Raw genomic sequence first — 24,335 nt, 5'->3', positions numbered from 1 at the left:
CGGGGCACATCCGCTCGGAGCAAGACCATGATACATCTCGATCGCCGGCACCTTCTGACGGGAGCGTCGGGCCTAGTCGCAACCGCCTTTCTGCCCGCTCCCGCCAAGGCGAACGATACGCTGCTGTCACCCGTGGCGATGCGATCAGATATCGCCATCCTGTGCGACGCCTATGCCAGCTTGCATCCCGGCCTCTATCGCTATCTGACCCCGGCGAACTTCCAGCGCCAGCGCCAGCGCCTCGATCGCTTCGCCGCGACGCCCCATACGCTGGGAGATTTCTACCTGGCGCTGTCGGCGTTTACCGCCAGCATCCGGTGCGGTCACAGCTTTCCCAACCCCGCCAACCAGACACAGGCCGTCGCGTCGGCACTGTTCGGCAAGCCCGATCGCTTACCGTTCGCCTTCAGATGGCTGGACCGGCGCATGATCGTCACCGCCGATCTCGGCAGCGGGCATCATCTGCCGATCGGAAGCGAGGCCGTCGCGATCGACGGTATCAGCGCACGCGACATGCTGGCGAAAATGCTCCCTTATGCCCGCACGGACGGCAGCAACGATGCGCGGAAGGTAGCCGACCTCGGCATACCCGGTGATGCCGATGAGCCGACATTCGACGTGCTCCGGGCGCTGCTGTTCCCATCGTCCGGCCCCTCGGCCCGTGTGGTGGTGCGGATCACCGGCAGAGACGAAACGATCGTTTGCCCCTTGATCACGGCCGCAGCGCGCAACGGGGCGTTGCGCCATCCCTCCAAGGATTCCCCCTATGGCTGGACGTTCGAGGTGCGCGGCCAGGTCGGCATCCTAACCATGCCGACCTGGACGGTTTTCCATGAAAAATGGGATTGGCAGGGCTTCATCGACGCCAGTCTGGACACCGCCGTCGATCGCCAACTCTCGGGCTTCGTCATCGACGTGCGTGACAATGGGGGAGGGCTCGATTGCGGGGCGGCGATCATCGCCCGCCTGATCGAAGCGCCGCTGCCCGCCGACAGCTATTCCCGCCATGTACGCTACCGCAAGATACCCGATCGGCTGGCCCCCTACCTTAAAACCTGGGATCGCAGCTTCAAGGATTGGGGAGCGTCGGCAATCGGTCCTGACGCGGCCGGCTTTTACACTCTGACCCGTCCCGGCGACGCGTCCGACACCGACACTATCCTGCCCAAGGGTCGCCGGTTCGCCGGCAGGGTCGCCGTTCTCGTCGGCCCTAAGAACGCTTCGGCGACCTTCGGCTTCGCAGGCCTCATGCAGCGTCAGCGGCTGGGAACGCTGGTTGGCGAGCAGACCGGCGGCAACCGCCGTGGCATCAACGGCGGTGCCTTTTTCTTTGTCGGGTTGCCGGCATCAGGCGTCGAGGTCGATCTGCCGCTGATCGCCTATTGGCCTGATACATCACAGCCGGATGCTGGAATAATGCCCGATATCACCGTGTCGGCCCGGATTGCCAATATTCAAGCCGAACGGGATGCCGCGCTGATGCGGGCGGTCGTCGTGGTAAGTTGAACTATCAGTCTTCCCGATTGGGAATGGCGATCGAGACGGCCGAGGCTCCCTATTGGGATCGAGATCTGGGAACGCCGGAAGCCTCCCGAAAATGTCCCGCTCGCAGAAATAAGAAGCAACGCGTGCCGACCGGCGTTAGCTGGCGCGATAGTCAAGGTTGGTGCAAACGCACCCTCATGGTTCTCAGGCGAGGAAGAATGGATTTCTGGGGCAGCGGCCCAGATGGTCGGCAGGCCGGGGGTTTCAGCTTCCATCTGCTGACCGCGAACGCACCCGAGGAGGAAGTCCGGCGACACAGTCATGATGAAGCGCATTTCGTCCTAGTACTCGCTGGCGGCTACATGTCATCGGCAAACGACGCCCCGCTGGTGTCCGATACGCCGGTTCTGATCTACAATCCGCCAGGCACAACACATCAGGATCGGTTCTACGGCGGCAGGGGCCGCTTTCTCGCCATATCAGGCGGGACAGGCTCCGAGGCTGCGGCTCTCTGCTTGCGCGATCCCTATGCGTATCGACTTGCCCATGACATTGCGCATCAGATCGATACGGCGACGCCGTTCAGGCTGGAAGCCTGCACCCTGCAACTTCGTGGCCTTGTGCTGCCGCTCTCGTCTGACGAGCCGCGAAAGGCAGATTATCCACCGTGCTGGCTCGGCCGTGCGGTCGAGTTGATATTCACCAGCGACGATCCCGATATCTCCGTTGCCAAGGTCGCATCGGATGCCGGGGTCCATCCCGTCCATCTTGCTCGTGTGTTCAAACGCTTTCTCGGGTGTTCGCCCGGCGAATACCTACGCGGCCATCGATTGGAACGAGCGGCAGCGATGCTCGGAAAGGGTGTCGCTTCACTTGCTGATGTTGCGCAATCGGCCGGCTTTGTCGATCAGGCTCATCTGGCCCGAAACTTTCAGAGTCGCCTCGACACCACTCCCACACAGTGGCGTAAATCACGCCATGTTGCGCGGATACAAGACACGGACGCCGCCTTGCGGCAGGAACCGGCTTCGTCCCTTTAGGAACCCTGTCGGTGGTATCAGTCAAAGCTTTCACTGTTGCGGTATGCGCTGTCGTATTGTCCGCTGCGGCCCCTGCTCCGCCTATCGATCCCGCTATCGCCAAGGCTCTTGCCGCCTTTGAGCATGACGAACACCCCGATCTGCGTGGGGTCGTCGTACTTTGCGATGGGCGCGTGGTCGCAGAGCGCTATTACAATGGCGAAGTGGCGAACACCCTTCACGACATCCGTTCGGCCGGGAAGAGCATCACCGCCTTGCTCGTCGGTATAGCGATCGACCGGGGCAAGATTCATGGAGTGGCCGATACTGTTGCCACCTATTGGCCCGAGGCCAAGGGCAGCGCGATAGGCGACGTGGCCATCACGGATGTCCTGACGATGCGTTCAGGGCTGGCCGCGTTCGATGAGGATGCCGCATCGCCGGGCAACGAGGACAAGCTCGATGCAGCTCCCGATCCACTGGTATTCTTGCGTTCCATCCCCCGCGCCGATCCACCCGGGTCGCGATATCGCTACAACTCAGTCACCGCCTATACCGCCGGGGTCGTCGTCGCGAAGGCAGCCGGGCAATCAATGGCTGATTTCGCACGGGCTTCGCTGTTCTTGCCGCTAGATATCCGTCGCTGGGAATGGGCGTCGGATGCCGCTGGCTACACTAAAGGCCAAGGCAACCTGTCTCTGACGACACGTGATTTCGCGACGATCGGCGAAATGGTGCGGGGGGAAGGCCTGTATCGGGGCCACCGCATCGTCAGCGCGGAATGGATACGGAACGCGCTTGCTCCGAAAGTCGGCATCGCCGACAGCGATCCTTACGCTGAGGGCTATGGCTATTTCTGGTATTCGAAGGTTCAGCAGATCAATGGCAAACCAGTCCCCGTTTCCTTCGCGTCGGGCAACGGCGGTAACAAGATATATGTGATTCCGAGCCACCATATGGTAGTTGCTGTCACGTCCAGTGCTTACGGTCGCGGCTACGGCCAGCGGCGATCGGAAGCGATCCTGAAGGCCATCCTTGCAACGGACCGGCCGTAGCAAGCTGCCTACGCCCGGCCGAGTTGATTTGACGAATTCCCGTGCGCACCGTTGCGCGCGTCCCGAAAAGGAAGGTCCTCGGCCGGCAGGACCCAGAAGCTGACATTCGCGACCATTATCGCGCCTCCGCAAAGCAGCCGTTCGTTCATGTTCCCGTCCGAAGCGCACGAGCGATATTGGCAGCGAGTTCCGAGCGAGACTGCGCACTTTGCTTCCAGGCAGGTTGGCCCGGGCGTGTCCGCCAGGACTCGCTGAGTGGACTGTTGTCGACGGTGTCAAAGCCAAATTCGCCGTAAAGGTGTGCGACGACAGCCACAGCTTCAGGAAAGTCACTGGATGCGGATAAGGCTAGCCGGTCAGGTGAGTCAGCTGGCCGCCCCCAGGTCAGGATCCGAGGCGCCTGTATGTGCGTGAATGCCTTCACCACCTTGGAGGCGGAAAGCTGCTCCTGTCGTAGCTCGTGCTCGGTCTTCTCTCCAGAGTCCACGACTGGGTAGCTTCCGTCTCGCCACGGCATGTAGTTGTTCGTGTCGATCACGATCTTGCCGGCAAGTGCATCGACAGGCATGTCGTTCACGAGCTTGAGGGGGACGGCGATGACGACGAAATCGCCAGCCACAGCAGCGTCGACCGCATTTGCTGCCCGTGCAGCCGGGCCGAGCTGGTCCACCAGTTCCGCCAATGTCTCAGGTCCGCGCGAGTTGGCGATCACGACCGTATAGCCGCTCGCGACCGCCGCGCGGGCGAGGTGGCTGCCCACCTCGCCCGCGCCGATGATGCCGATAGTCGTCATTGCCGCTCTATGCCCCGAACGCGCCGTCGATCGTGTGCATGGCACCGGTCACGAAGCCCGCCTCAGGCCCTGCCAGCCAGGCCACCATGCCGGCGACCTCCTCGGGGCGGCCATGACGCTTGATCGCCATGAACCCGTGCATCAGCTCCTTCATCGGTCCATCTTCCGGGTTTGCGTCAGTGTCGATGGGACCTGGCTGCACGACGTTGATCGTGATCCCGCGAGGTCCAAAGTCGCGCGCCAGCCCGCGGGCCAATCCTTGCAGTGCTGATTTGCTCAGGGCGTATGAGGCCATGCCAGGCACCGGCATGCGATCGCCGTTTACAGAGCCGATCACGACGATCCTACCGCCTTCCGGCATCTGCCGGGCCGCTTCGACCGAAGCGTGATAAGGCGCATGGACGTTGACCCTGAACAGGCGATCGATCTCGTCCGGATCCTGTTCCAGCGCATCGCCGAAGATCGCGAAACCGGAGTTTACGACGAGCACGTCGAGCGGTCCGGTTTCCCTAACTCGCGCGATCACCGCGTCGCGATCCGCGCTATCGGTTTGAACGGCAATACTGCCAGTGTCTGCCGCCAGTCGCTCGGCTGCGTCCCGCGACCCGGCATAGGTGAAGGTCACTGCGGCGCCTTCCGAAGCGAACCGCCGAACGATCGCTGCCCCGATCCCGCGGCTCCCTCCGAGAACGAGGACGGACTTTCCCTGAAACGTCGCCATGACACTTTCCTTGAGTTTTAATGTAAGACTCGCTACATAAAACTCCGGAGATGCAGGTCAAGGATTATTGTAATAGTGACTACAGATAAACCTCGCGGGCGTGGCCGCCCTCGCTGCTTCGATCCGGAAGAAGCGGTCGCCACGGCCCAGCATCTGTTTCACGCACGCGGTTATGATGGGGTCAGCGTCGCGGATCTGACCGCTGCGCTCGGCATCAACCCACCGAGCTTCTACGCTGCCTTCGGCAGCAAGGCCGGGCTCTACGCTCGTGTGCTCACGCGCTACAATGACATCAACGCCGTACCTCTTGCCAGTCTGCTTCGCGGTGACCGCCCGGTATCGGAGTGCCTGACTGCTGTCCTTGAGGAGGCGGCTCAATACTACGCAGCCGACCCCAAAGCGGCCGGGTGCCTCGTTCTGGAAGGTGTCCGCTCCGCTGATCGGGACGCGCGCGAAGCTGCCCTTGCCTACAATCTCGGCGCCGAAGGCGTGATCCGCGACTACCTCGCTGTTCGCTGCCCTGACCAGGCGGTGGAATTGACGGACTTTGTGAGCACGACGATGTCCGGACTGTCGGCTAAGGCCCGCACCGGGCACGGCTTGGATCAGCTCCTAGCTACCGCCCGCCTGGCCGGGCTGGCCGTTGCGCAGGCTTGTTCCAGCTAAGCTGCAGCTCGGCTCAACCTGTGCGACGAGGGGCGACTTGATCGCGTAAGATCTGCCCGAACATGAAGGACAGGTGTGCCCGCTGACCCAGGCATCGCGTTGATCGAGGCCATGGCCGCCGTAGGAGCGACGCCGGTCAGCTACGTCCGGACCAACGCGGGCCATAGCGCAATCGAGCTGCAGACCGCGCTGGCGCTGACCGCGATCATGGATCGGCTGCCGCCGATCCGCTCACCGACCCTCGGCCGACGCAGCGGATGGACGATCGTCCCGCGACCAGTGCCTTCGCGACCTGCTGATCAGGCCGTCTCCTCGTCGCAGGCGTAGGCGGCATCCCTTTGCGTCGAGAGCAGTTCGAGCCGGGCACGCGCTTCCCGGTTGATATTCTCCCACGCGACGCTGCCGAGCGGCGCGCGGAGCGGCATTTCTCGCGCTTCTGCAAGCGCGATGATCGCCTGTGCGATGAGGACAGGGTCGCCGTAGGTTACGTCGAAGCCGCCGCCCTGCAACGCATCGCGCAGGCCGGCAACCGGGCTTCCGGCATAGTCCGGCAGCGGATCGCCCATGTCGACGCCGCTTAGGAAGTTGGTGCCGGTCGGCCCGGGTTCGACCAGCGACATCTCGATCCCGAACGACCGCACTTCCTGCGCGACCGCCTCGACGAAGCCCTCCTGGCCCCATTTGCTGGCATGATAGGTCGAAAAGCCTGGATAGGCGATCCGGCCACCTTCGGACGACACTTGCACGATGCGCCCCCCGCCCTGCCGGCGCAGACGCAGCAGGACGGCGCGGATGAACAGGATGGTGCCGATCAGATTCGTCTCGAGCTGCCGCCTTATCTGCGCCGGCGATAGCTCTTCGATCGCGCCGAACGTCCCGTAGCCGGCGTTGCTGACCACCACGTCGATGCGGCCGAGCTCCGCGAATGCGCGATCGACCGCGCTAACGATCGTCGCATCGTCGGTGAGGTCCAGTCGCAACGGGATCAGCCGCCCCGAGTGATCGCCGGCATCGATTGCCTGCAGCGTCTCGGGCGTCCGTACCAGCGCAGCGACGCTGTCGCCGCGGGCCAGCAGCGCTTCGGTCATCAACTTGCCGAAGCCCGAGTTGGCGCCGGTGATAAGCCATGTGTTGGCCATGTCATGCATCCCTATGGTGATCGTCGTCAGAGATGTGGCTGTTCGTGATACTTGATATAATGACGTGGAGAACGAACGGCGTGTTCGATACACGCCACCAATGGACAAACCATCCCTGCAGGAATGGCGGATCGCCCTCGCCATCGCCTCCAGCGCGAGCTTTCGCAGCACGGCGCGCGCGATGGGCATCGCCCCCTCGACGATCAGCCACATCGTCACCGGATTGGAGCGGAAGCTCGGGAGACGGCTGTTCAATCGCACGACCCGCAGCGTCGCGCTGACGCCCGAGGGCGAAGCGCTGCTGGCCCGCGTTGCGCCGCTGATCGCCCAACTCGACGACGCGGTGACGGCGTCTGAGGCGGGCGAACCGATATCCGGCGACCTGCGGATCAACGCCCCGCTCTCTGCGGCGTCCTACCTGCTGGTCGGGATCGTTCCGACATTCCTCGCGCGGTACCCAGGGATCGATCTAGACCTGCGGCACGAGGAGCGGATGGTCGATATCGTCGCGGAAGGCTGCGACGCCGGTATCCGGCTTGGCCGAACCGTGCCGGGGGACATGATCGGGGTGCCCTTCGGCGATCCGCTGCGCTTTCTTCCGGTCGCCTCGCCGGCCTACCTCGATGCGCACGGTACACCCTTGCATCCGCGCGACCTGCTCCAGCATCGCTGCATACGAACGCGGTTGCCACGGGGCGAACGCTACGCGTGGGAGTTCGTTCGCGACGGCGAAGAGTACGCCATCGACGTGCCCGGGTCGCTGACGCTCGACCGCATGACGCTGATGATCGAAGCGGCCGTTGCGGGTATGGGGATCGCGTTCGTGCTGGAGCAGGCGGTCGCGCAACAGATCGCCGACGGATCGCTGTGCGCACTCCTACGCGGATGGTGCCCCGCAGATGAGCGATACATGCTCTATTATCCCGGTCGGCGGCATGTTCTGCCGCCTTTGAGAGCATTTATCGATCATCTCCGGCACCATTAGGGACGTCAGATCCCAAGCGGCATCGCCCTCTGCTTGCGCCGCTGCGTCGACCTCGCCGATCGCCGCGACCGAGAATGCGCTTTCCCCGTCTCGATCGAACTCAGATTTGCGCCATGCCGCCATCGACCGGCAGTTCGATGCCGGTAACGAAGCTGCTCTCGTCGCTGGCGAGGAACAGTGCTGCGGATGCCACCTCCTCGGGGCGGCCCATCCGCCCGAGCGGGATCATCTGCGTCAGCGTCGAGCGTACCTCGTCGGAGGCCGCCGCGATCATCGCGGTGTCGGTCGGCCCCGGTGCCACGACGTTGACGCGGATGCCGCGCGGGGCGAGCTCGTTGGCCCAGGTCCGGGCGAACGCGCGTACCGCCGCCTTGCTGGCACCATAGGCGCCGTAGCCCTTGGTACCGATCCCGCCCGCGATCGAGCCCACCAGCACCACCGCACCGCCATCGGGCATGATCGCGGTCGCAGCCTTGGTCGCGAACAGCAGCGCACGCACGTTCAGACCGAATGTGCGATCGAAATGATCCTCATCGACCGCGTCGATGGTCGCAAATTCGGCGATTCCGGCGCTGACGGCCAGGACGTCCACCCGTCCGGCTTCGCGCTGAACAGTCGCATAGAACGCGTCGAGCGCCTGTGGGTCCGAGGCGTCTACGCGGCGTGCGCGAAGCCTGCCGGCGCCGTGAACCGTGTCGCCCTCGTCTGCGCGCCGACTGGTCGCATATAACGTGGCGCCTTCGGCTGCGAAGCGCTGCGCGATCGCGCCGCCGATGCCTTCGTGACCGCCGATGACGACTGCGATCTTCCCTGCAAGCTTGCTCATTTGTCTTCACTCCATGTCGTAGTGACGACCAGATATAATCTATATATCTAAGCACAAGAACGCACCTAGGGGTGCCTAAATATGAGGGCGTATACCTGTGGCGACCGACACCATCGAACTCCCGCTCGACGTAACGGCGACGCGACCGATACTCGAGCAGATCGCCAACAAATGGACTGTCCTGATCCTCACCGTATTGTGCACGCAACCGGCCCTCTTCAACGACCTCAAGCGCCGGCTGGACGGAATCACGCACAAGGCCTTGGCGGATGCGCTAAAGCGCTTGGAGCGCAACGGCCTGATCAGCCGGCGCGTGCTGCCGACCCAACCGATCGGCGTCGAGTACGCTATAACGGCGCTGGGCGCGTCGCTTCGCGAGCCGTTCGCCGCGCTCTATGGCTGGTCGCTGGCAAACGGACCCAAGATGGAGCGCGCCCAACAGGATTTCGATGCCGCCACAACGCGGCGTACTCTGGAGGAATGATCCGTCGCGCAAACACCGACGCCCCAAAGTCAGGCCAGAAAGCCTTCGGCCATGAGGCGGAAGGCGGCGACGGCCTTGGGAAGAACGATCTGCGGTTCATCGCTAGCCGCCACCCAAAGCGCGGCGTTGAACGCTGCGCCGCTCAGCAGGCGTGATGCCGCTTCGATGTCGACCGGCTTCATGACGCCTTCCGCTATCAATTTCTCGATCAAATCCTTGGTGACGCTCAGGCACGCGTTCTGGCTCGGCCATCGGGAAGGATCCCCCAGGAAGGCCGGACCATCCAGCAACACGATCCGTCGCACCTCCGGATCCAGCGCCATCTCGATATAGGCGGCCCCCTCTGCCAGCAGCCCTTCCCAGTTGCTTGCGGCACCTGCTCCCGCGCGCTGCGCCCGCGCAGCCATCTCGCCGTCGACCTGCGTCACCACGGCAGCCAGCAAGCCCGTCTTGTCGCCGAAGCTATGATACAGCGCCCCCCGGGTGAGGCCGACTTCGGCCGTCAGATCGTCCATCGAGGCGTTGGCGAAACCTGTCGTCCCGAACGCCTTGCGCGCTGCGGCAACAAGCTTGGCGCGGTTCTCTTCCATCTTGTCGACACGTCGTTGCGGCACAGACGCAATCTCCTTTTGACATACGCAACGTATGTGAATTGACGGGAAACATAATTCCGTGCTCTCACATACGCGACGTATGCAGTGTTCCTGCCACGTTGAAATGTCCAGCGAAGATAGGATGATGACATGGCTCAGCGCGACGCAGTGTTCCCCGCCGACAGGCACGCCTTGTACGCGGAGCACGGTTACTCTGCAGCAGTACGCGCCAACGATCTGCTGTTCGTCTCGGGTCAGGTCGGCAGCCGCGACGACGGTTCGCCCGAACCCGATTTCGAAGCGCAGGTCCGGCGGGCGTTCGCCAATTTGGAGGCCACGCTGCTGGCAGGGGGGTGTGGGTTCGACAACATCGTCGACGTGACCACCTTCCACACCGATCCCGAAAACCAGTTCGAAACCATCATGGCGGTCAAAAGCGGGATATTCGATCAGGCGCCGTACCCGACATGGACCGCGCTAGGGGTCAATTGGCTCGCTGGTTTCGATTTCGAAATCAAGGTCGTCGCGCAAATTCCGAAGCGCCCTTAATTCTGGCGACGGTGCGATCGGCGTTCTGAAGATCGGCGAGCGGCGACAATATGCGGCTGTCGAAGTCGACGAGGCCGCCCTCGCCTGTTGCCACCCGGTTTGGCCAGTCGTCGTTGGCTAGCGCGCCACGGCCGAGCGTCACCATGTCCGCGCCGTGCGTCGAAAGCATCTCCACCGCGCGCGCCGAATCCTGAAGCGAACCGTTCGCCAGAACCGGCCGACCGCTATGGCGTTTCGCGAGGGCAGCCAGGCTGTCGCCCTCGCCAAAGGCGGGTTCCCACGCCTTGAACTCGGTGGTGTGGATATAGTCGACGGGCGCCTGCCCCAGCAGCGTGTACACCTCGATCGCCTCGCTGATGTCGCGCCACTTGTGCGCGAAATCGTTGACCTTCCCCTGCGAACTGCGCACGCCGACCGTGAAGTCCGCGCCGACTGCGCTGCGGACAGCATGCACAACGTCGAGCGTGAGACGGAGCCTGTTGGACACCTCACCGCCGTAGCCGTCGGTACGCACGTTGACGCGCTCCGACAGGAACTGGTCGAGCAGATAGCCATTGGCACCGTGGATTTCGACGCCGTCGAACCCGGCTTCGCGCGCGAGAACCGCGGCCGACGCGAAGCCCGCGACCACGTCCTTGATCTCCGCCACGCTCATCGCGTCCGGAAGCGCGTAGGCCCCCGTGCCGCGATAAAAGGCCATCTGTTGCCCGGTCGGCTGGACAGCGGACGGCGCACGCGTTCCGGCGCGAAAGCGGTTACCTTGCGAGAGCGCTCCGGCATGCATCAACTGCGCAACAAAGCACGCGCCGCCGGCATGCACACGATCGACGACCGGCCGCCACGCATCGCGCTGTGCATCGTCCGAAAGCCCAGACTGATACAGATAGCCCTGCGACCATGACCGATCGGTGTAGAGCCCCTCGGTAATGACCAGCCCGAAGCCGCCTTCCGCAAAACCGGCATAATAGTCCGCCATGCGAGCGGTCGCTTGCCCGGCTTCGGTGGCGCTGACGCGGGTCATGGGTGCCACGGCCACGCGGTTCTTCAGGGCGAGGCCACCGATCCTCAGCGGATCGAAGAGCGTGGCCGCGGGCGTGGCGCTTATTTTTACGGCAGCCATCCTACTTCTCCTCGTCGTGGACGGCAGCGATCGCTTCGATCTCGATCATGACGGCGGGATCGTACAGCGCCCTCACCTCGGCGATCGTGTCCGCGGGATACGGCGCCGAGAAGAACTCGCGGCGCAGTTCGACGACATCTCGAAAATTGCCCATGTCGGTGACGAAGATCGTCACCTTGATGACGTCGTGGAGGCTTGAGCCGCCGGCCTCAAGCGCGCGACGCAGATTGGCGAACGCCTGCCGACCTTGCGCGCGAAAGCCGCCTTCGACGATCTTGCCGTCGTCATCGGCGCCCGCCTGACCCGAGATGAACAGCAGATCGCCGTGCCTGATGCCCTGCGACAGCAGGAAAGGTGCATAATTGTCGGGGGTCGTTACCAGTTGTTGAAGCGTCATCGTCTTTCTCCATTGCGGCGTTTGGTAAGAATGGCTCACCGATGCCACTGCGATGACGACGAGATCGCCCTTGTAGCCCGCGCTGACAAATGCCAAATCGTCACCTGATAGATAAGGCCAGTTCATCTATGTCACGGAAGCTCCCGCCATTGTCCGCGCTGCGTGCTTTCGAGGCGGCTGCGCGGCACGGCAGCTTCAAGCAGGCTGCGGCCGAACTCGCCGTCACGCCCACCGCCATCAGTCACCAGATCCGCGCGATCGAAGAATTTACTGGCCTGGCGTTCTTCGAGCGCCGCACCCGCCGGGTCGTGCTGACCGACGCGGGAGCGCAGCTCTATCCCGTGCTGCGCGACGGGTTCGATGCCTTTGCCGATGCCATCGAAAAGCTCACCCGGCGGCGTGGTCGTATCCAGGTGACGATCACCGCGACGCTGGCGTTCACCGCACGCTGGCTTGTGCCGCGCCTGCACGCGTTTCGTACGCTGCATCCGCAGTACGACCTTCATCTTCTCGCCACCGATGACGTCGTCGATCTCGACAAGGCCGGTGTCGATGTCGCGATCCGCTACGGCGCCGGCGGCTATACCGGGTTCGACGTGGTTCCCTTGTTCGCCGATCGGTTCGCGCCGGTCTGCAATCCCCTGCTCGATGTCCACGCTCCAGCCGATCTCGTGCAAAAACCGCTGATCGATCTCAGCTGGCGACGCAGGGATCCGAGCAACCCGATATGGGCGCGCTGGTTCGCCGCCGCGGAACTCTCGCCACCCAACGACCCCCCCCTGTTGCGCTTTTCCGACGAAGGGCACGCCATCCAGGCGGCCGTGGCGGGTCAGGGCGTTGCGCTGGTCAGCCTGGCGTTGGTCCGGGACGAACTCGCGGCCGGGCAGCTAGTCCAAATCTCGCCAGTCACGATTGCCGGGTTCCGCCATCACGTCCTGGCGAAGCCCGGCAATCGGAGTGCGGCCGTTGCCGCCGTGGTCGGTTGGCTACAGTCGGAGGCGGCTCTCCTCTCCTGACGGCGATGAAGAGGATCGTTCCGGCGAGGACGCTACCGGCTCTCTGCCGGAAGCCTGCGCAAAGATTGCCCGAGCGCGCTCCACCTCTTCGAGATGATCGTGCGTCCAGCCGTCGATTGCCGCGAACAGCGGTTGCAGGCTCCGGCCGAGCGGCGTGATGGCGTATTCCACCGCGATCACCCGTTCCGACAGCACGCGCCGCGCGACGATGCCGTTGCGTTCGAGTCGACGAAGCGCGGTGGTCAGCGCCGTCTGCGTGATGCCGTCCAGGTCTCGCTTCAACGCGTTGAAGCGGAGCGGCGCCGCGCAGAGCGACCCCAGGACGAGCGCCGTCCACTTGTCCGCAATCTGATCCAGCAGCTCGCGGCTCGTGAATGGGGCGTCAGACGTCCTCATGGCGGTACATCTCCAACTACCAGGTCCAAATACTTTGCCTGATTGTGGACTGGTACACAATCGCTACTACCCAGGCCATGCGAAGCAACGATCTTACCCATTGGCGGCAACGATCGAGGCTGGGTCGTCGCGCAACCACGGCGGTCGTTCTGCTGACGCTCGCGATCCTTTTTCCCGACGTGGGCACGGCCCAGTCAGACAATCTCCCGAAAGGTAAAACGATGCCAAGTAACGAGTCCGCATCCGCCTATAGTGACGTATCGACCCTGCGGATCGACGTTGCGGCCGGCGTCGCGACGGTCACGATCACCAATCCGCCCCTGAACCTGCTCGACGCAAAGCTCATGACCGATCTCGATCGCTTCGCCGCCCGGGTCGTCGACGATCCAGCGGTTCGCGTCATCGTGTTGCAAAGCGCCGATCCCGATTTTTTCGTGCCGCACGGTGACATGAATTTCGTCGACGATCCGTCGTCGTTCGCGAACCTCGAAGTGGGCGAGAACCAGGATCAGCGGCTCAACCCGATGCAGCGTCTGTTCGAGCGATTGCGGAAGCTGCCGCAGGTGACGATCGGGAAGCTGCGGGGCCGGGCGCGGGGTGGCGGGGCTGAACTGTTACAGGCCTTGGACATGCGTTTCGCCAGCCTGGAACACGGCTATCTCGCGCAGATGGAGGCGCCGACGGGCATCATCCCGGGGGCCGGCGGCACGGTATACCTGCCGCGGCTGGTGGGACGCGCACGCGCGATGGAGATCGTGCTCGGCGCCGACCTGTTCGATGCACCAACGGCCGAGCGCTACGGCTGGATCAACCGCGCGATCCCGGATGCGGAACTGGACCACTTCGTGGACCGCCTGGCGCGCAACATCGCCGCCCTGCCGCCCGGCATTATTCCCGCGGCCAAGGCAGCACTGGACGCGAACTTCGGCAATCCCCTCGACGCCCTGCTGGAGCAGAACCGCCTTCTCGGTGAAACCTTCTCCGCACCCGCCGCCGCCGACCTCACCCGCAAGGCGTTGAGGGCCGGTGCACAGACGCGCGACGGCGAACGCAACCTGGAAGCCATCCTGCATGACAGGTAGCGGCACCGCGTAAGTCGCCTCTGGGCATCGGTCGATCGAGTTTCGCGCGTGGACGAAAACACCTCTCGCTCAGCGCGGGCCGGGGATGGTGATGCCACCGTCGACTAGCAGCGACTGTCCGGTGATGAACCGCGCCTCGTCGGTACAGAGCCAAATTACCGCGTCCGCGATGTCGTTCGGCGTACCCACCCGGCCAAGCGCGGCGCGCGCGGCCAAGGGCGGAATGATGTCGTCGCCGTGCGCACGTAGCATCGGCGTGTCGATCACGCCCGGATTGACGTTGTTGATGCGAATGCCGTGTGGGCCTGCTTCCAGCGCCACCGCGCGGATCATTGCATCGAGCCCGGCCTTGCTCGCCGAATACCCCGAGGTTCCTACCGTCGCTGCGGTCGACAGGAACGACGACGTGTTGACGATGGCACCGCCGCGGCCCGCCGGAATCATCGCGCGCAGCGCCGCTCGCGTCATCAGCCACGGGCCTTTAAGGTTGATGGCGAGCAGTTCGTCGAACGCAGCCTCCTCCATGTCGACGATCGGGCCGCCCCGTCCCTGGATCCCGGCGTTGTTGAACAGGTAGTCCAGTCGGCCGAAACGCGCGACCGTCTCGCCGACGATCCGACCGGCATCGGTCGCCACCGATACGTCTGCGGCTATGACGAACGCCACGCCGCCCCCGCATTCGATGACATCGGCGTTGGCGCGCAGCGGCTGCTCGCGACGTCCCACCAATACCACGGTCGCGCCTTCCCGCGCGAACGCGCGAGCCGACGCTTCGCCGATACCGCTGCCGGCACCGGTGACGATGGCGACCTTGCCGTCGAGGCGACGATGACCCTCATTGTTCATGCTGACTGTCCTATGTAACGTGCTCAGAAACATGGCTGCTAAAGCGGGGGACTATAAGTCGTCGGCAGCCGAACGGGTTGTTGCGTAGGAGCCATCAATGTCCAGACGCGTACTTCCCGCCGACTTCGCGGAGATCATGTCGTTCGCCGCCGTCGCCAAGACGCGCAGCTTCCGCCATGCCGCGCGCGACCTCGGGCTGGCGCCTTCGACGCTCAGTCATCGGGTGAAGGCGCTCGAGGTCCGACTCGGGACACGCTTGTTGCACCGAACGACCCGGGCGGTCGCGCTAACCGAAGCTGGTGAGCGCCTCCTGACCGAGCTCGGACCGTTGCTCGACGGCCTGGACCGCGCATTGGCGAGCGCCGGTCTTGCTGCAGGTGAACCGGTAGGCAAGGTGCGGCTCGCCGCGCCACGGCTGGCCATCCGCACGCTTGTCGCCCCGATGCTGGTGAGGTTGGCGGATACTTGCCCAGGTGTCATCCTCGATGTGCGCACCGTCGAACATACCGCCAACTTCGTTGCGGAGGGGTATGATCTGGCCATCCAACGCGGCGGGGAGATCGGCCATGACATGGTCGCCGTCGCTCTAGGTGCGCCGTTCGTTGCGGCAATTGTCGGCGCACCGTCCTATTTTGCAAACCAAGGCAGACCGCAGCACCCGCGGGATTTGACTGGGCACGCCTGCATCGGTTGCCTCAGCGGCCCCGGCAGTTCGCTGTACCGCTGGCTTTTCCGGAAGGACGGACAGGAAATAGTTGTCGATGTGTCCGGTCCGCTCATCACCGACGATCCCGACCTGATGCTTGCCGGCGCGCTGGACGGCATCGGCCTGTGGCATGGTATCGATCATCTTGCCCTGCCCCACCTTCGCGACGGCCGGCTCGAACGCGTGCTGGCCGACTGGTCGCCGAGCAGCCCTGGGTTCTTCCTCTGCTATGCTGGCGGCGAGGCCCTGGCGCCCGCGACACGCGCGGTGGTCGACATGTTGAAGAACGTCGCACGGACCTGAGCCGGCGCGGTCCCGGCTACAGCTGTGCCTCGATCGCCGCCTTGTCGACGACCGACCACACTTCGGCGATGCGCGCACGGTCGAACCGGTAAAACACGTTCTCGGAAAACGTCACGCGTCGACCGTTCACCGGCAGACCCATGAAGAAGCCCACTGGCGTACAGTCGAACAGCAGCCGACTGGCGAGATGGGCGCCGTCCGCGACGACCATGCCGATCACGAATTGAAGATCCGGGATGTCGTTGCAGTTGGTGACCAGCATGGCGCGATAGGCCGCGAAGCCGATACTCTCACCGTTATAGATCAGGTCGTCGGCGACGAAGTCGCGCAAGCCGTTCCAGTCTCGTCGGTTCAGTCGATCGATATAGGCAAGGTAGCGCTCACCGAGGGTCGGAACGGTCATCGGCTTTCTCCTGGGTTGGCCTGCGTCGCACCGGCAGTCATGGTCAGACAGGCCTTTTCCAGTTCGGCCGTGCGTAGAGCATGGTCGAACCCGCGCGTGCCTGATTACGATAGGACGAGAACCCCGGCTCGCCTTCTATCGCGCTGTAAGCCGTCTCGCTGGTGAGCAGACGGACGCCGCTCCGGTACGCCGCCGCCAACCGCGCGGCGATCAGACTGCCCTGCAAGCCTCGTGCGCGATAGGTCGGCAGGGTGGCCGCCATGCCGCCCCACGCTGCATCGCCCGCGACGAACAAGGCGCCACCGCCCGCGGGTTGATCTTCCACATGAGCCACGAAGCACTGCCAGCCCGGCCGCCCGACCAAGGCCGCGAACCAGTCGACCGTCACGTCCGGAAGACCGAAGCCCGCCTGTACCACGCTACCGAACACACGGGCGGTGTCCGCGGTCGCCAGGCTCGTTCGTAACGTCGATCCTTCGACACGCCGCGCCGCTGCAGGAAGTCGTTGCACGAATTTTGCCCAGCCCGGCCCCGAAACCTGCAGACCGCGTCGCTGTAGTGAAGCGTGGGTTTCGGCCCCTTCGATCCGGTCGGCCACCTGCAACGCTCAACCCACAGCTGCATGTGCATCGAGCCACGCAATCGCCTGGTCGAGGTCCCGCTCGGAAGGCTGGCGGTCTGCGCCCACCGCCATAGCCCGGTTGAGTTCGTTGATCGGGATCGCGGTGCTGGCGAGGAGTCCCATGTCGGCAATCCAGCCGCTGGACAGGCCCAGCATCTGGCGAACATTGGCAGGTGCCGCATCGAACAGGTCGAGCCAGGCATCCCGCTCCACGGCTTCGGCGAGCGGAGCCAGATCCGCGAGCGCCGATATGGTGTATGCCGGCGCCACAGGATCGTCGGTGGTCATGGTCTCTGATCCTATCTCGAAAGGGGTGTAGAGCGAGTAGAGGGCATTTCGCAGCTCGCGATTTGATGCATCACGCGGGTCCACCCGCACTGCCCAACCACCCACGGTCAGAGTGTCGGGCGCCAAGCGCGGACTAGACGAGCCAGGATTCGCCGACAATCGCAGCACGTTCGCGAGCGTGCTGAATGGTTTCGCCAGAGTGATCTGAGGAAAGCGTTCGAAACCGGCGGGGCGATCCTAAGCGCGCATCGGCACCGTGTGATGGACGGGCGCGACGCCGAACGCCCGTTTGTACTCGCGGCTGAATTGCGAGGCGCTGGCATAGCCCATGTCGAACGCGGTGGCGGTCACGGTCATGGTTCCGGTCGCCAATCGACGGCGTGCCTCCAGCAGCCGAAGCTGATGATGATAGGCCAGCGGGGTGTGACCCGTCACCGCCTTGAAGTGCCGATGGAAGGACGTCACGCTCATGCCGACGTCGGCAGCAAGCCGCACGACGTTGATCGGACTGACGGCGTTCCGTCCAATCCATTCCGCAGCCCGCTTGATTTGCGCGAACCGGGCGTCATGCCGGCCGATCTGGCGGAGCCGGGGTCCCAGCGGCCCCTGCAGCAGGCGGAAACACAGCTCGCGTTCGTAGTGCGCCGCCAGCACCGGGATTTCGCCGGGCGTATCGAGCAGGCGTAGCAGCCGCCCGAGTGGCTCGATCACAGTGGCGTCGACCTGCGCCATCGAAATCGCACCGGTCAGTTGATCGTCCTCCTCGCGCATCTGGAGCAGCAAGTCGGCGATGACGGACGGATCGATCTTCCATTCGATGCCGAGGTAAGGCGTCTCCGGTGTCGCCACGACAACCTGGCTGGTGAACGGCAGACCAACCGATGCCACCGCACTCATCCCGCCGGCGGCGTCGATGATGCGATCGCCGATCGTCATCCGTTTCGCGCCCTGCAGCAGAAGATAGAATTCGGGTTCGAATAACGCCGGGATCGGATCGGTCGGCTTGTCTGCGGTCCAGATCGTCAGCTGCGGCATCGCGGTTGCCCGCCCGTCCGCGGATGCATGGCGCGTGGCGCTCGGTATCAGGGTCGTCAGCATCGCCGATATCCTCACCGGGCCGATCGTGCTGTCAAGACTGGGCCAAAGGATCATGTTGGCCGAATCAGGCAAGCATCCGGTACGATCGACAATGCACGTCAAGCCAGTTGCGTCGATATCGCGACGATGGAAAAAACCTCTTCGAACGCGCCGAGCGTTCTCGTCACCGGTGCCAACAAGGGCATCGGCCTCGCCATCGCACGCCAGCTCGGCGAGCGCGGCTATTCGGTTTGGCTGGGATGCCGCGACGCCGATCGGGGAGAAGCCGCCGCCGCCGACCTCCGCGAAGCCGGACTGAATGCCCACGCCCTCGCGCTGGACGTGACGGACCCCGCCATCGTGCAAGCCGCCGCCGACCGGCTCGGCGAGCAGATCGGCGCGCTCGACGTGCTGGTCAACAACGCCGGCATCAGTATCGGAATGCCGTTCCGCGCCAGCGAAGAACGCATCGACGACATCCGTTCGATGTTCGAGGTCAACACCTTCGCCCCGCTGGCAGTCACACAGGCGTTCCTGCCACTGCTGCGTCGCGCCACCGCCGCGCGAATCGTCATGATGAGCAGCGGCCTGGGTTCGTTGTCCGATGCGACCGACATGGCAGGGCTGTTCTGGAACGTCGGCTACGCCGGCTATTGCGCCTCGAAGGCCGCGCTCAACATGCTTACGATAAAGCTGGCCAAGGAGCTTCTCGCCGACGGGATCAAGGTCAACGCGGCCGATCCGGGGTACACCGCCACCGACCTGAACGGTCACACCGGCCATCGCACAGTGGAGGAAGCCGCCAGGATCGTCGTCGACCTCGCCACCCTGGGGCCGTTGGGAGCGACCGGCGGGTTCTTTCATGACGGCCATGCCAGCCAATCGCGTCACCGCTGGTGACAGGCGGCGCGCCAAGCAATCGCCCGTCCACTACGATCACCTCACGCTCCGGTAACGACGCAGTGGTTGCAGGAGATTCGGTGTACTTCCGTCGATAGCCGCCGGTGGGACTCGATTGGAGATAGCGATGGCCGAAAACACGCAAGCGCCCGACACCGAGCCGAAGCGGATCGGGATCATCCTCTACGACGATTTCGAAACGCTCGACGTGTTCGGCCCGGTCCAGATGTGGGGTCGGCTGCCCGACTACGAACTGGTCCTCGTGTCTCAGGCCGGCGGGACAGTCCGATCGGCACAGGGGCTGACCTCGCTCGCGACCGCCTCGTTCGAAACGGCACCGCAGTTCGAAATTCTGATGGTCCCGGGGGGCCAGGGGTCGCGCGTCCAGGTGAACAACGCGGCGATGCTCGACTTCCTGCGCCGCCAGAGCGCGGGCACCGAATGGACGACGTCGGTCTGCACCGGTTCTTCCCTGCTTGCCAGAGCCGGCATCCTCGACGGTCGGCGCGCCACCACGAACAAGGTCGCGTTCGCCTGGGTGGCTGGCCAGTCCACCCGCGTCGACTGGCAAAAGACGGCCCGGTGGGTGCTGGACGGCAAGTTCATGACGTCTTCGGGCGTGTCCGCCGGTACGGACATGGCGCTTGGCCTAGTCGAAAAGCTGTACGGCCACGCCATGGCCGACAGCGTCGCACGTGCCGCCGAGTATTGCTGGAACGATAATCCGGCCGACGATCCGTTTGCCGACAACGAATGACAATCGGTTCCGAACACCGCGGTATGCAATTCCGCGCATGAACGGACTGGCCGGCGCGGCGTTGAATGCGCATCGCGAACACATAGTCGGTCAGCCGCTCGGCTGATCTCTAGCCGGTCTTTCCAAGGCACTCCTCAAGGAGTCATACAGTCCATGCGCGCGCACCATCATGCTCAGGCGAGTCTCGGTTGCGCATCCGCAATCCCGTTGGCGTTGCTCGATACGAGTAATGCGGTCGGATGGACCTCGCTGCTCCTCAACAATCAGGAGGGCTCCGGCGAGACCGGCATATTCGAGACCTGTGCAACCGAAGACCTCAGCCTGACCGTCGCCGTTGCCGGTAGTCCCGAGGTCAGCGAGTTCCTTCAGGGTCGATGGCGGTCGGCGGTCTTTCAGCCTGGCGTGGCCTGCCTGACGCCGGCGGGGGAAACCGCCCGGGTACGCCTGGATGCCGCCACCACGCGCGAACGCTATCGCACGGTCCACGTCTATCTGCCGGGCTCGCTCGTGTCCGACGTGATCGACGAATACCGTCGTATCGGACAGCCGATCGCGACGGTGCGGATCTCCGCGCTCGCGTTCCGCGACGAGGTCCTCGCAGGACAGGTGTCCGCCTTGCTCAGCGCGATACGGTCCGGCGCACCCGATCTCTACGCAGCCAGCGCGGCGAACTGGATGGTCACGCATCTGTTGTCGCAGCAGGCCGAATGGCATCATATCGCCGACGAACCACGGCTTTGCCCGACCATCACCGATCGCCGACTGGCCCGCGTCATCGAGTTCATCAGCTGCCATCTCCACCTCCCACTGACGCTGGACGAACTGGCGCGGGAGGCCGGCATCAGCGTGCACCATTTCGGACGCAGGTTCCGGGAGCGTACCGGCATGGGGCCCGCCGCCTACGTCACCGAACTTCGCATGGAGCGTGCCCGCCTCCTTCTCGACACCACGGATCTGCCCCTGGCCTTGATCGCGGCGCGGTGCGGCTATCCGCGTCCGAGCGCATTTTCCACGGCCTTCCTTCGCCAGGCCGGCATGACGCCATCTGCTTATCGGACACGGCGCAGAGTTTCGCGAAACCGCGATATCGTTCGCGATCCGTGCTGAACGGCCTGCCCGAAGCAACCTTCGGGCATCCACATCGTCTGGATCCGAGGCGTCGCCGGGGACGACGGAGAATGCGCCCATGCGGCCTGCCCAGCGGAGGGGTTCACCCGACGCTCATCGAAACACCGACATCGTTCGGCCAACGATCATCAGATTCTTAGGGGCAGGTCCATGAAACAGTTCATTCTCGCGGCCGTGGCAACGGCCGGAGCGATCACGGCATTGCCGGCGACCGCACAGACCGCAGGGGCCTTCATGGCCAATCCGGCATTCCAGGGCCCGCGCCCGGCCCGCTGCACGACTACCGTGGAGATGCAGCGCTGTGCCGCAGCCGACCTGCGCACCGTCGATGCGGCGATGAGCGCCCGCTACAACGCACTGCGCGCGCGCCTTCGCCCGGCGGCGCAGCAGACGCTGCTAGCCGAACAGCGTGCCTGGCTGAAGTCGCGCGATCGCGATTGCCTCGCCAAGGGCCGTGGCGGCGGATCCGCGACCTCGCTGTACGTGGCGCAGTGCTGGGTCAGCACGACGCAGGCGCGCACCACGGCGCTGGGCGCAAAGTCATCCCAAGGTACTAGCGCAAGCGTCCTGCCGGCGTCGGCGTTCGTCGGCCGATGGCGGGGCGGCGAGGGCACGTACATGAAGATCGCACGCCGCGGTGCCGGCTTCGTGATCGACAACCAATGGGGTCTGGACGCTCACATGCAGGGCGTCTTCACCGGCACGATCACGCCCGGCGGCCTGAGTTTCCGTCGGAACGGCGTTACCGAGACCGCGCGGCCGAGCAAAGGCGATGCGGTCGACCTAAGCGCTCTGCGGGGCAAGAAGGACTGCCTGATGGTTTCGAAGGACGAGGGGTATTGCCGCTATTGAGGTAGCCGACGTCGCCCTGCCCCCGGCTTCCCGGCCGCTGGGGGCGTTATGCCCAGGTGTCGCGGAAAACGCGTAGCCAGTTGCCGCCCGCGATCTTGTCGACGACGCGGGCGGGCACACCACGCCGGTTCAGCGCATGGCGACGATCTCGATCCGGTCGGGCCGATCCAGCCCCGTCACGAACGGCGGCCGATCCTCGCCAGGCGCGCCGATCCCCTGGGCCTGCCGCTTCGCCACCAAGGCGAGATAGCCGCGCATGTTGGCGGGCGAGGTGTTGAACGGCGCCATCGCTGCCGATCGCGACGTGATCCTCGCCGCAGATCCGCAGCGCGTGCAGCACATGCGTCAGGTAATCGTCGATATCCGGCTGCTTGGGCGGTTGGGCGAGGAAGGGCAATTCGTAGAAGCCCACCGCCCCGCCGCCCTTGGCCATAGCACGCAGCACCGCATCGCTCTTGTTGCGGGGATGCGGCGTGATCGCGGCGCAGCCGGCATGCGTGATGGCCGCCGGCGCGGCGGTGACGGCGAGCACGTCCAACGTCGTCCGCTCGTCGGAATGGCTGAGATCGATCGTGACACCTCCGGCATTCGTCCGCGCGACCGCCTCGCGTCCCGAAGCGGTCCGCCCCGTTGGCGCGGCACTCAACACCCCCGATCCGAACGGCGATCCCTGGTTATAGCTCAACTGCATGATGCGGACGCCCTGCGCGGCGTAGCGCGTGATCGCATCCACCTGCCCGCCGAACTGCCCCGTCTGCTCGAACCCGAAGATGAAACCTAGGTGACCATCCCGTCGGCACGCCTCGATGTCCGCGATCGTGCGAACGTGCCGAAGGAGACCGGCGTTCGCGCCGATCGCGGCCGAAACCACGTCGATCGCCTCGGCGGTGCTCGCAGCCGTACCATCCCCATCCACGTTGACCCGCAGGGCGGTGAGGCGCGCTGCGCGAATGATGGCGGTCGCCCGCGGTTAGAGCCGGCCCGGTCCCTCGATCGGCGGGACCAGATTGGCGTCGATCGACAGTCGACGCCCTGCTGCCGGGGACATCGATCGGCGTGCGCCGCCCCAGAAACACCGAACCCAACCCAAGCGCGATCATCGAACGTCGATTGATCGTCATGTTTCCCCCTACCGTTTCCCACCGATCATAAGCGGCAAGACTGCCTTCGAACACAATGGGCGGGGTCGGCCGTCGATACGAGCGACCCCGCCCCATTGTGTTCAGCGCGCGGGGTGGAGGAGTTCGGGGAAGCCGATCCGGTCGACGAACTGCTCGCGCACCCGGTCCATCACCGCAAAGACCACCGCCGCACCATCGCTGGCGGGATCGACATGGACGCGGAGCGGGCGCTTGCCCACTGGTGCCGCGACGATGTCGACCACCGCCCGCCCGACCGCACCCGGATCGGCGTCCTCCGGCACGGTGCCGGCCAGCGCTTTCTGGATGCGATCGGCAAACCCTTCCGGCCAGGCGGCCGTGTACGCATCGGCGACCGCAGTATCCTCGGGGTGTCCGGCGTTCGCGAAGTGGTTGGTGCCGCTGGTAAAGGCGCCTGGCACGACGATCGATGTTTCGATGCCCAGCAGCGCCAGTTCCTTTGCATAGCAGACCGCCAGCGCATCCATGCCGGCCTTCGCTGCGAAATACGGTCCCAGCAGCGGCGGGACACCACCGGCGACGCTGGAGCTCGATACCCAGACGATCAGCCCCGATCCTGCCTCCCGCATGTGCGGCAGGACGCCACGGTTCACGCGGTGCGTGCCGAGCACGTTGACGTCGTATTGCTGCGCAAGCTGCTCGGGCGTGAACGATTCGAGCGGCCCGTACATCATGTGGCCGGCATTCTGGACCAGCACGTCCAGCCGGCCATGCTCGGCGATCACGGCATCGATCGCCGCGCTGATCGATGCTTCGTCCTGCACGTCGAGTTCGATCGAGCGCAGGTCGACTCCGTGTTCCTTGGCGAAGGCGGCGTTGTCCATGACCTTGTCGGCATTCTTTTCGGTCGTGCCGCGCATCGAAGCGTAAACCGTGTGGCCAGCGCCCGCGAGGTCGCGGGCGATCATCTGGCCGAAACCGCTCGATGCGCCGGTGACGAGTGTAACTAAACTCATGACTGCTCTCC

Annotated in this window: 30 protein-coding genes; 15 read left to right on the top strand and 15 right to left on the bottom strand. The window is 64.5% G+C overall.

The genetic code is table 11. The features are described 5' to 3' along the window. The first annotated feature begins 27 nt into the window (after positions 1–27). From NF699_14395 to NF699_14385, 3 genes are read left to right on the top strand one after another with little or no spacing between them, the layout of a single operon-like run. Positions 28–1,506 (top strand): S41 family peptidase, encoded by a 1,479-nt coding sequence (locus NF699_14395; protein USU04225.1) that lies wholly within the window; start codon positions 28–30, stop codon positions 1,504–1,506. Positions 1,507–1,529: 23 nt separating this feature from the next. Beyond that, complete coding sequence (locus NF699_14390) at positions 1,530–2,525, top strand: AraC family transcriptional regulator (protein ID USU04224.1); 996 nt, start codon at positions 1,530–1,532, stop codon at positions 2,523–2,525. Positions 2,526–2,536: 11 nt separating this feature from the next. Beyond that, complete coding sequence (locus NF699_14385) at positions 2,537–3,559, top strand: beta-lactamase family protein (GenBank protein ID USU04223.1); 1,023 nt, start codon at positions 2,537–2,539, stop codon at positions 3,557–3,559. Between the two features lie 145 nt (positions 3,560–3,704). Here the strand turns inward: NF699_14385 and NF699_14380 are convergent, their stop codons facing one another. Further along, entirely contained in the window at positions 3,705–4,352 is a 648-nt protein-coding gene (locus NF699_14380; GenBank protein ID USU04222.1) for an NAD(P)-binding domain-containing protein, read from the bottom strand. A gap of 7 nt (positions 4,353–4,359) precedes the next feature. Continuing rightward, positions 4,360–5,073, bottom strand: a complete 714-nt coding sequence (bdcA, locus tag NF699_14375; protein USU04221.1) for an SDR family oxidoreductase — start codon at positions 5,071–5,073, stop codon at positions 4,360–4,362. Positions 5,074–5,148: 75 nt separating this feature from the next. Between bdcA and NF699_14370 the strand changes: the two genes are divergently transcribed. Together NF699_14370 and NF699_14365 are read left to right on the top strand one after the other, a co-directional pair. After that, positions 5,149–5,739, top strand: coding sequence for a TetR/AcrR family transcriptional regulator (locus NF699_14370; protein ID USU04220.1), 591 nt, complete (start codon positions 5,149–5,151; stop codon positions 5,737–5,739). A gap of 75 nt (positions 5,740–5,814) precedes the next feature. After that, positions 5,815–6,066, top strand: a complete 252-nt coding sequence (locus NF699_14365) for a hypothetical protein (protein ID USU04219.1) — start codon at positions 5,815–5,817, stop codon at positions 6,064–6,066. On the opposite strand, the gene NF699_14360 is transcribed toward NF699_14365, so the two are convergent. Beyond that, positions 6,039–6,878 (bottom strand): SDR family oxidoreductase, encoded by an 840-nt coding sequence (locus NF699_14360; protein ID USU04218.1) that lies wholly within the window; start codon positions 6,876–6,878, stop codon positions 6,039–6,041. The two genes, NF699_14365 and NF699_14360, sit on opposite strands and share 28 nt — an antisense overlap. A gap of 100 nt (positions 6,879–6,978) precedes the next feature. On the opposite strand from NF699_14360, the gene NF699_14355 reads away from it, so the two are divergent. Continuing rightward, positions 6,979–7,863, top strand: a complete 885-nt coding sequence (locus NF699_14355) for a LysR family transcriptional regulator (GenBank protein ID USU04217.1) — start codon at positions 6,979–6,981, stop codon at positions 7,861–7,863. 100 nt (positions 7,864–7,963) lie between these two features. Here the strand turns inward: NF699_14355 and NF699_14350 are convergent, their stop codons facing one another. Further along, positions 7,964–8,689: an SDR family oxidoreductase gene (locus tag NF699_14350; GenBank protein USU04216.1), complete on the bottom strand. Its 726-nt coding sequence runs from the start codon at positions 8,687–8,689 to the stop codon at positions 7,964–7,966. 97 nt (positions 8,690–8,786) lie between these two features. On the opposite strand from NF699_14350, the gene NF699_14345 reads away from it, so the two are divergent. Beyond that, entirely contained in the window at positions 8,787–9,173 is a 387-nt protein-coding gene (locus tag NF699_14345) for a helix-turn-helix transcriptional regulator (GenBank protein USU04215.1), read from the top strand. Positions 9,174–9,202: 29 nt separating this feature from the next. Here the strand turns inward: NF699_14345 and NF699_14340 are convergent, their stop codons facing one another. Then, complete coding sequence (locus NF699_14340) at positions 9,203–9,787, bottom strand: TetR/AcrR family transcriptional regulator (protein USU04214.1); 585 nt, start codon at positions 9,785–9,787, stop codon at positions 9,203–9,205. A 129-nt stretch (positions 9,788–9,916) separates the two neighbouring features. Between NF699_14340 and NF699_14335 the strand changes: the two genes are divergently transcribed. Beyond that, the gene (locus tag NF699_14335; protein USU04213.1) at positions 9,917–10,315 is read left to right on the top strand and encodes a RidA family protein; all 399 of its coding nucleotides are present in this window, start codon (positions 9,917–9,919) and stop codon (positions 10,313–10,315) included. On the opposite strand, the gene NF699_14330 is transcribed toward NF699_14335, so the two are convergent. Both NF699_14330 and NF699_14325 read right to left on the bottom strand, forming a co-directional pair. After that, positions 10,281–11,435 (bottom strand): NADH:flavin oxidoreductase, encoded by a 1,155-nt coding sequence (locus NF699_14330; protein ID USU04212.1) that lies wholly within the window; start codon positions 11,433–11,435, stop codon positions 10,281–10,283. The two genes, NF699_14335 and NF699_14330, sit on opposite strands and share 35 nt — an antisense overlap. Before the next feature lies 1 nt (position 11,436). After that, entirely contained in the window at positions 11,437–11,832 is a 396-nt protein-coding gene (locus NF699_14325; protein USU04211.1) for a RidA family protein, read from the bottom strand. 128 nt (positions 11,833–11,960) lie between these two features. On the opposite strand from NF699_14325, the gene NF699_14320 reads away from it, so the two are divergent. Then, the gene (locus NF699_14320) at positions 11,961–12,848 is read left to right on the top strand and encodes a LysR substrate-binding domain-containing protein (protein ID USU04210.1); all 888 of its coding nucleotides are present in this window, start codon (positions 11,961–11,963) and stop codon (positions 12,846–12,848) included. Here the strand turns inward: NF699_14320 and NF699_14315 are convergent. Beyond that, on the bottom strand, positions 12,819–13,244 hold the full coding sequence (locus NF699_14315) for a helix-turn-helix transcriptional regulator (protein ID USU04209.1): 426 nt from the start codon (positions 13,242–13,244) through the stop codon (positions 12,819–12,821). The two genes, NF699_14320 and NF699_14315, sit on opposite strands and share 30 nt — an antisense overlap. 77 nt (positions 13,245–13,321) lie before the next feature. Here NF699_14315 and NF699_14310 point away from each other — a divergent pair, with 77 nt between their 5' ends. After that, positions 13,322–14,326, top strand: a complete 1,005-nt coding sequence (locus NF699_14310) for an enoyl-CoA hydratase/isomerase family protein (GenBank protein USU04208.1) — start codon at positions 13,322–13,324, stop codon at positions 14,324–14,326. Positions 14,327–14,395: 69 nt separating this feature from the next. On the opposite strand, the gene NF699_14305 is transcribed toward NF699_14310, so the two are convergent. Further along, entirely contained in the window at positions 14,396–15,172 is a 777-nt protein-coding gene (locus NF699_14305; protein USU04207.1) for an SDR family oxidoreductase, read from the bottom strand. A 136-nt stretch (positions 15,173–15,308) separates the two neighbouring features. Here NF699_14305 and NF699_14300 point away from each other — a divergent pair, with 136 nt between their 5' ends. Next, positions 15,309–16,181, top strand: a complete 873-nt coding sequence (locus NF699_14300) for a LysR family transcriptional regulator (GenBank protein ID USU04206.1) — start codon at positions 15,309–15,311, stop codon at positions 16,179–16,181. A gap of 16 nt (positions 16,182–16,197) precedes the next feature. On the opposite strand, the gene NF699_14295 is transcribed toward NF699_14300, so the two are convergent. The 4 genes from NF699_14295 to NF699_14280 all read right to left on the bottom strand — a co-directional run bounded on the left by NF699_14295 (position 16,198) and on the right by NF699_14280 (position 18,592). Continuing rightward, a complete protein-coding gene (locus NF699_14295; GenBank protein USU04205.1) occupies positions 16,198–16,584 on the bottom strand; it encodes an ester cyclase in 387 nt (128 codons plus the stop codon). Positions 16,585–16,627: 43 nt separating this feature from the next. Continuing rightward, the gene (locus tag NF699_14290; protein ID USU04204.1) at positions 16,628–17,095 is read right to left on the bottom strand and encodes a hypothetical protein; all 468 of its coding nucleotides are present in this window, start codon (positions 17,093–17,095) and stop codon (positions 16,628–16,630) included. 96 nt (positions 17,096–17,191) lie between these two features. Beyond that, the gene (locus NF699_14285) at positions 17,192–17,494 is read right to left on the bottom strand and encodes a hypothetical protein (GenBank protein ID USU04203.1); all 303 of its coding nucleotides are present in this window, start codon (positions 17,492–17,494) and stop codon (positions 17,192–17,194) included. Positions 17,495–17,731: 237 nt separating this feature from the next. Next, positions 17,732–18,592 (bottom strand): AraC family transcriptional regulator, encoded by an 861-nt coding sequence (locus tag NF699_14280; protein ID USU04202.1) that lies wholly within the window; start codon positions 18,590–18,592, stop codon positions 17,732–17,734. 126 nt (positions 18,593–18,718) lie between these two features. Between NF699_14280 and NF699_14275 the strand changes: the two genes are divergently transcribed. From NF699_14275 to NF699_14260, 4 genes are all read left to right on the top strand, one after another. After that, on the top strand, positions 18,719–19,471 hold the full coding sequence (locus NF699_14275) for an SDR family oxidoreductase (protein ID USU04201.1): 753 nt from the start codon (positions 18,719–18,721) through the stop codon (positions 19,469–19,471). Positions 19,472–19,598: 127 nt separating this feature from the next. Next, positions 19,599–20,228: a DJ-1/PfpI family protein gene (locus NF699_14270; protein ID USU04200.1), complete on the top strand. Its 630-nt coding sequence runs from the start codon at positions 19,599–19,601 to the stop codon at positions 20,226–20,228. A gap of 153 nt (positions 20,229–20,381) precedes the next feature. Then, positions 20,382–21,335: an AraC family transcriptional regulator gene (locus NF699_14265; GenBank protein USU04199.1), complete on the top strand. Its 954-nt coding sequence runs from the start codon at positions 20,382–20,384 to the stop codon at positions 21,333–21,335. Between the two features lie 171 nt (positions 21,336–21,506). Further along, a complete protein-coding gene (locus NF699_14260) occupies positions 21,507–22,208 on the top strand; it encodes a DUF1311 domain-containing protein (GenBank protein ID USU04198.1) in 702 nt (233 codons plus the stop codon). Between the two features lie 46 nt (positions 22,209–22,254). Here NF699_14260 and NF699_14255 read toward each other — a convergent pair whose 3' ends face one another. After that, positions 22,255–23,124, bottom strand: a complete 870-nt coding sequence (locus NF699_14255; protein USU04197.1) for a dipeptidase — start codon at positions 23,122–23,124, stop codon at positions 22,255–22,257. 306 nt (positions 23,125–23,430) lie between these two features. Beyond that, positions 23,431–24,324, bottom strand: coding sequence for an SDR family oxidoreductase (locus tag NF699_14250; GenBank protein USU04196.1), 894 nt, complete (start codon positions 24,322–24,324; stop codon positions 23,431–23,433). Between the last annotated feature and the right edge of the window lie 11 nt (positions 24,325–24,335).

Source organism: Sphingomonadaceae bacterium OTU29LAMAA1, assembly GCA_024072375.1.
Taxonomy (GTDB): Bacteria; Pseudomonadota; Alphaproteobacteria; order Sphingomonadales; family Sphingomonadaceae; genus Sphingomonas.
This window is presented reverse-complemented; position numbering and strand designations above follow the sequence as displayed.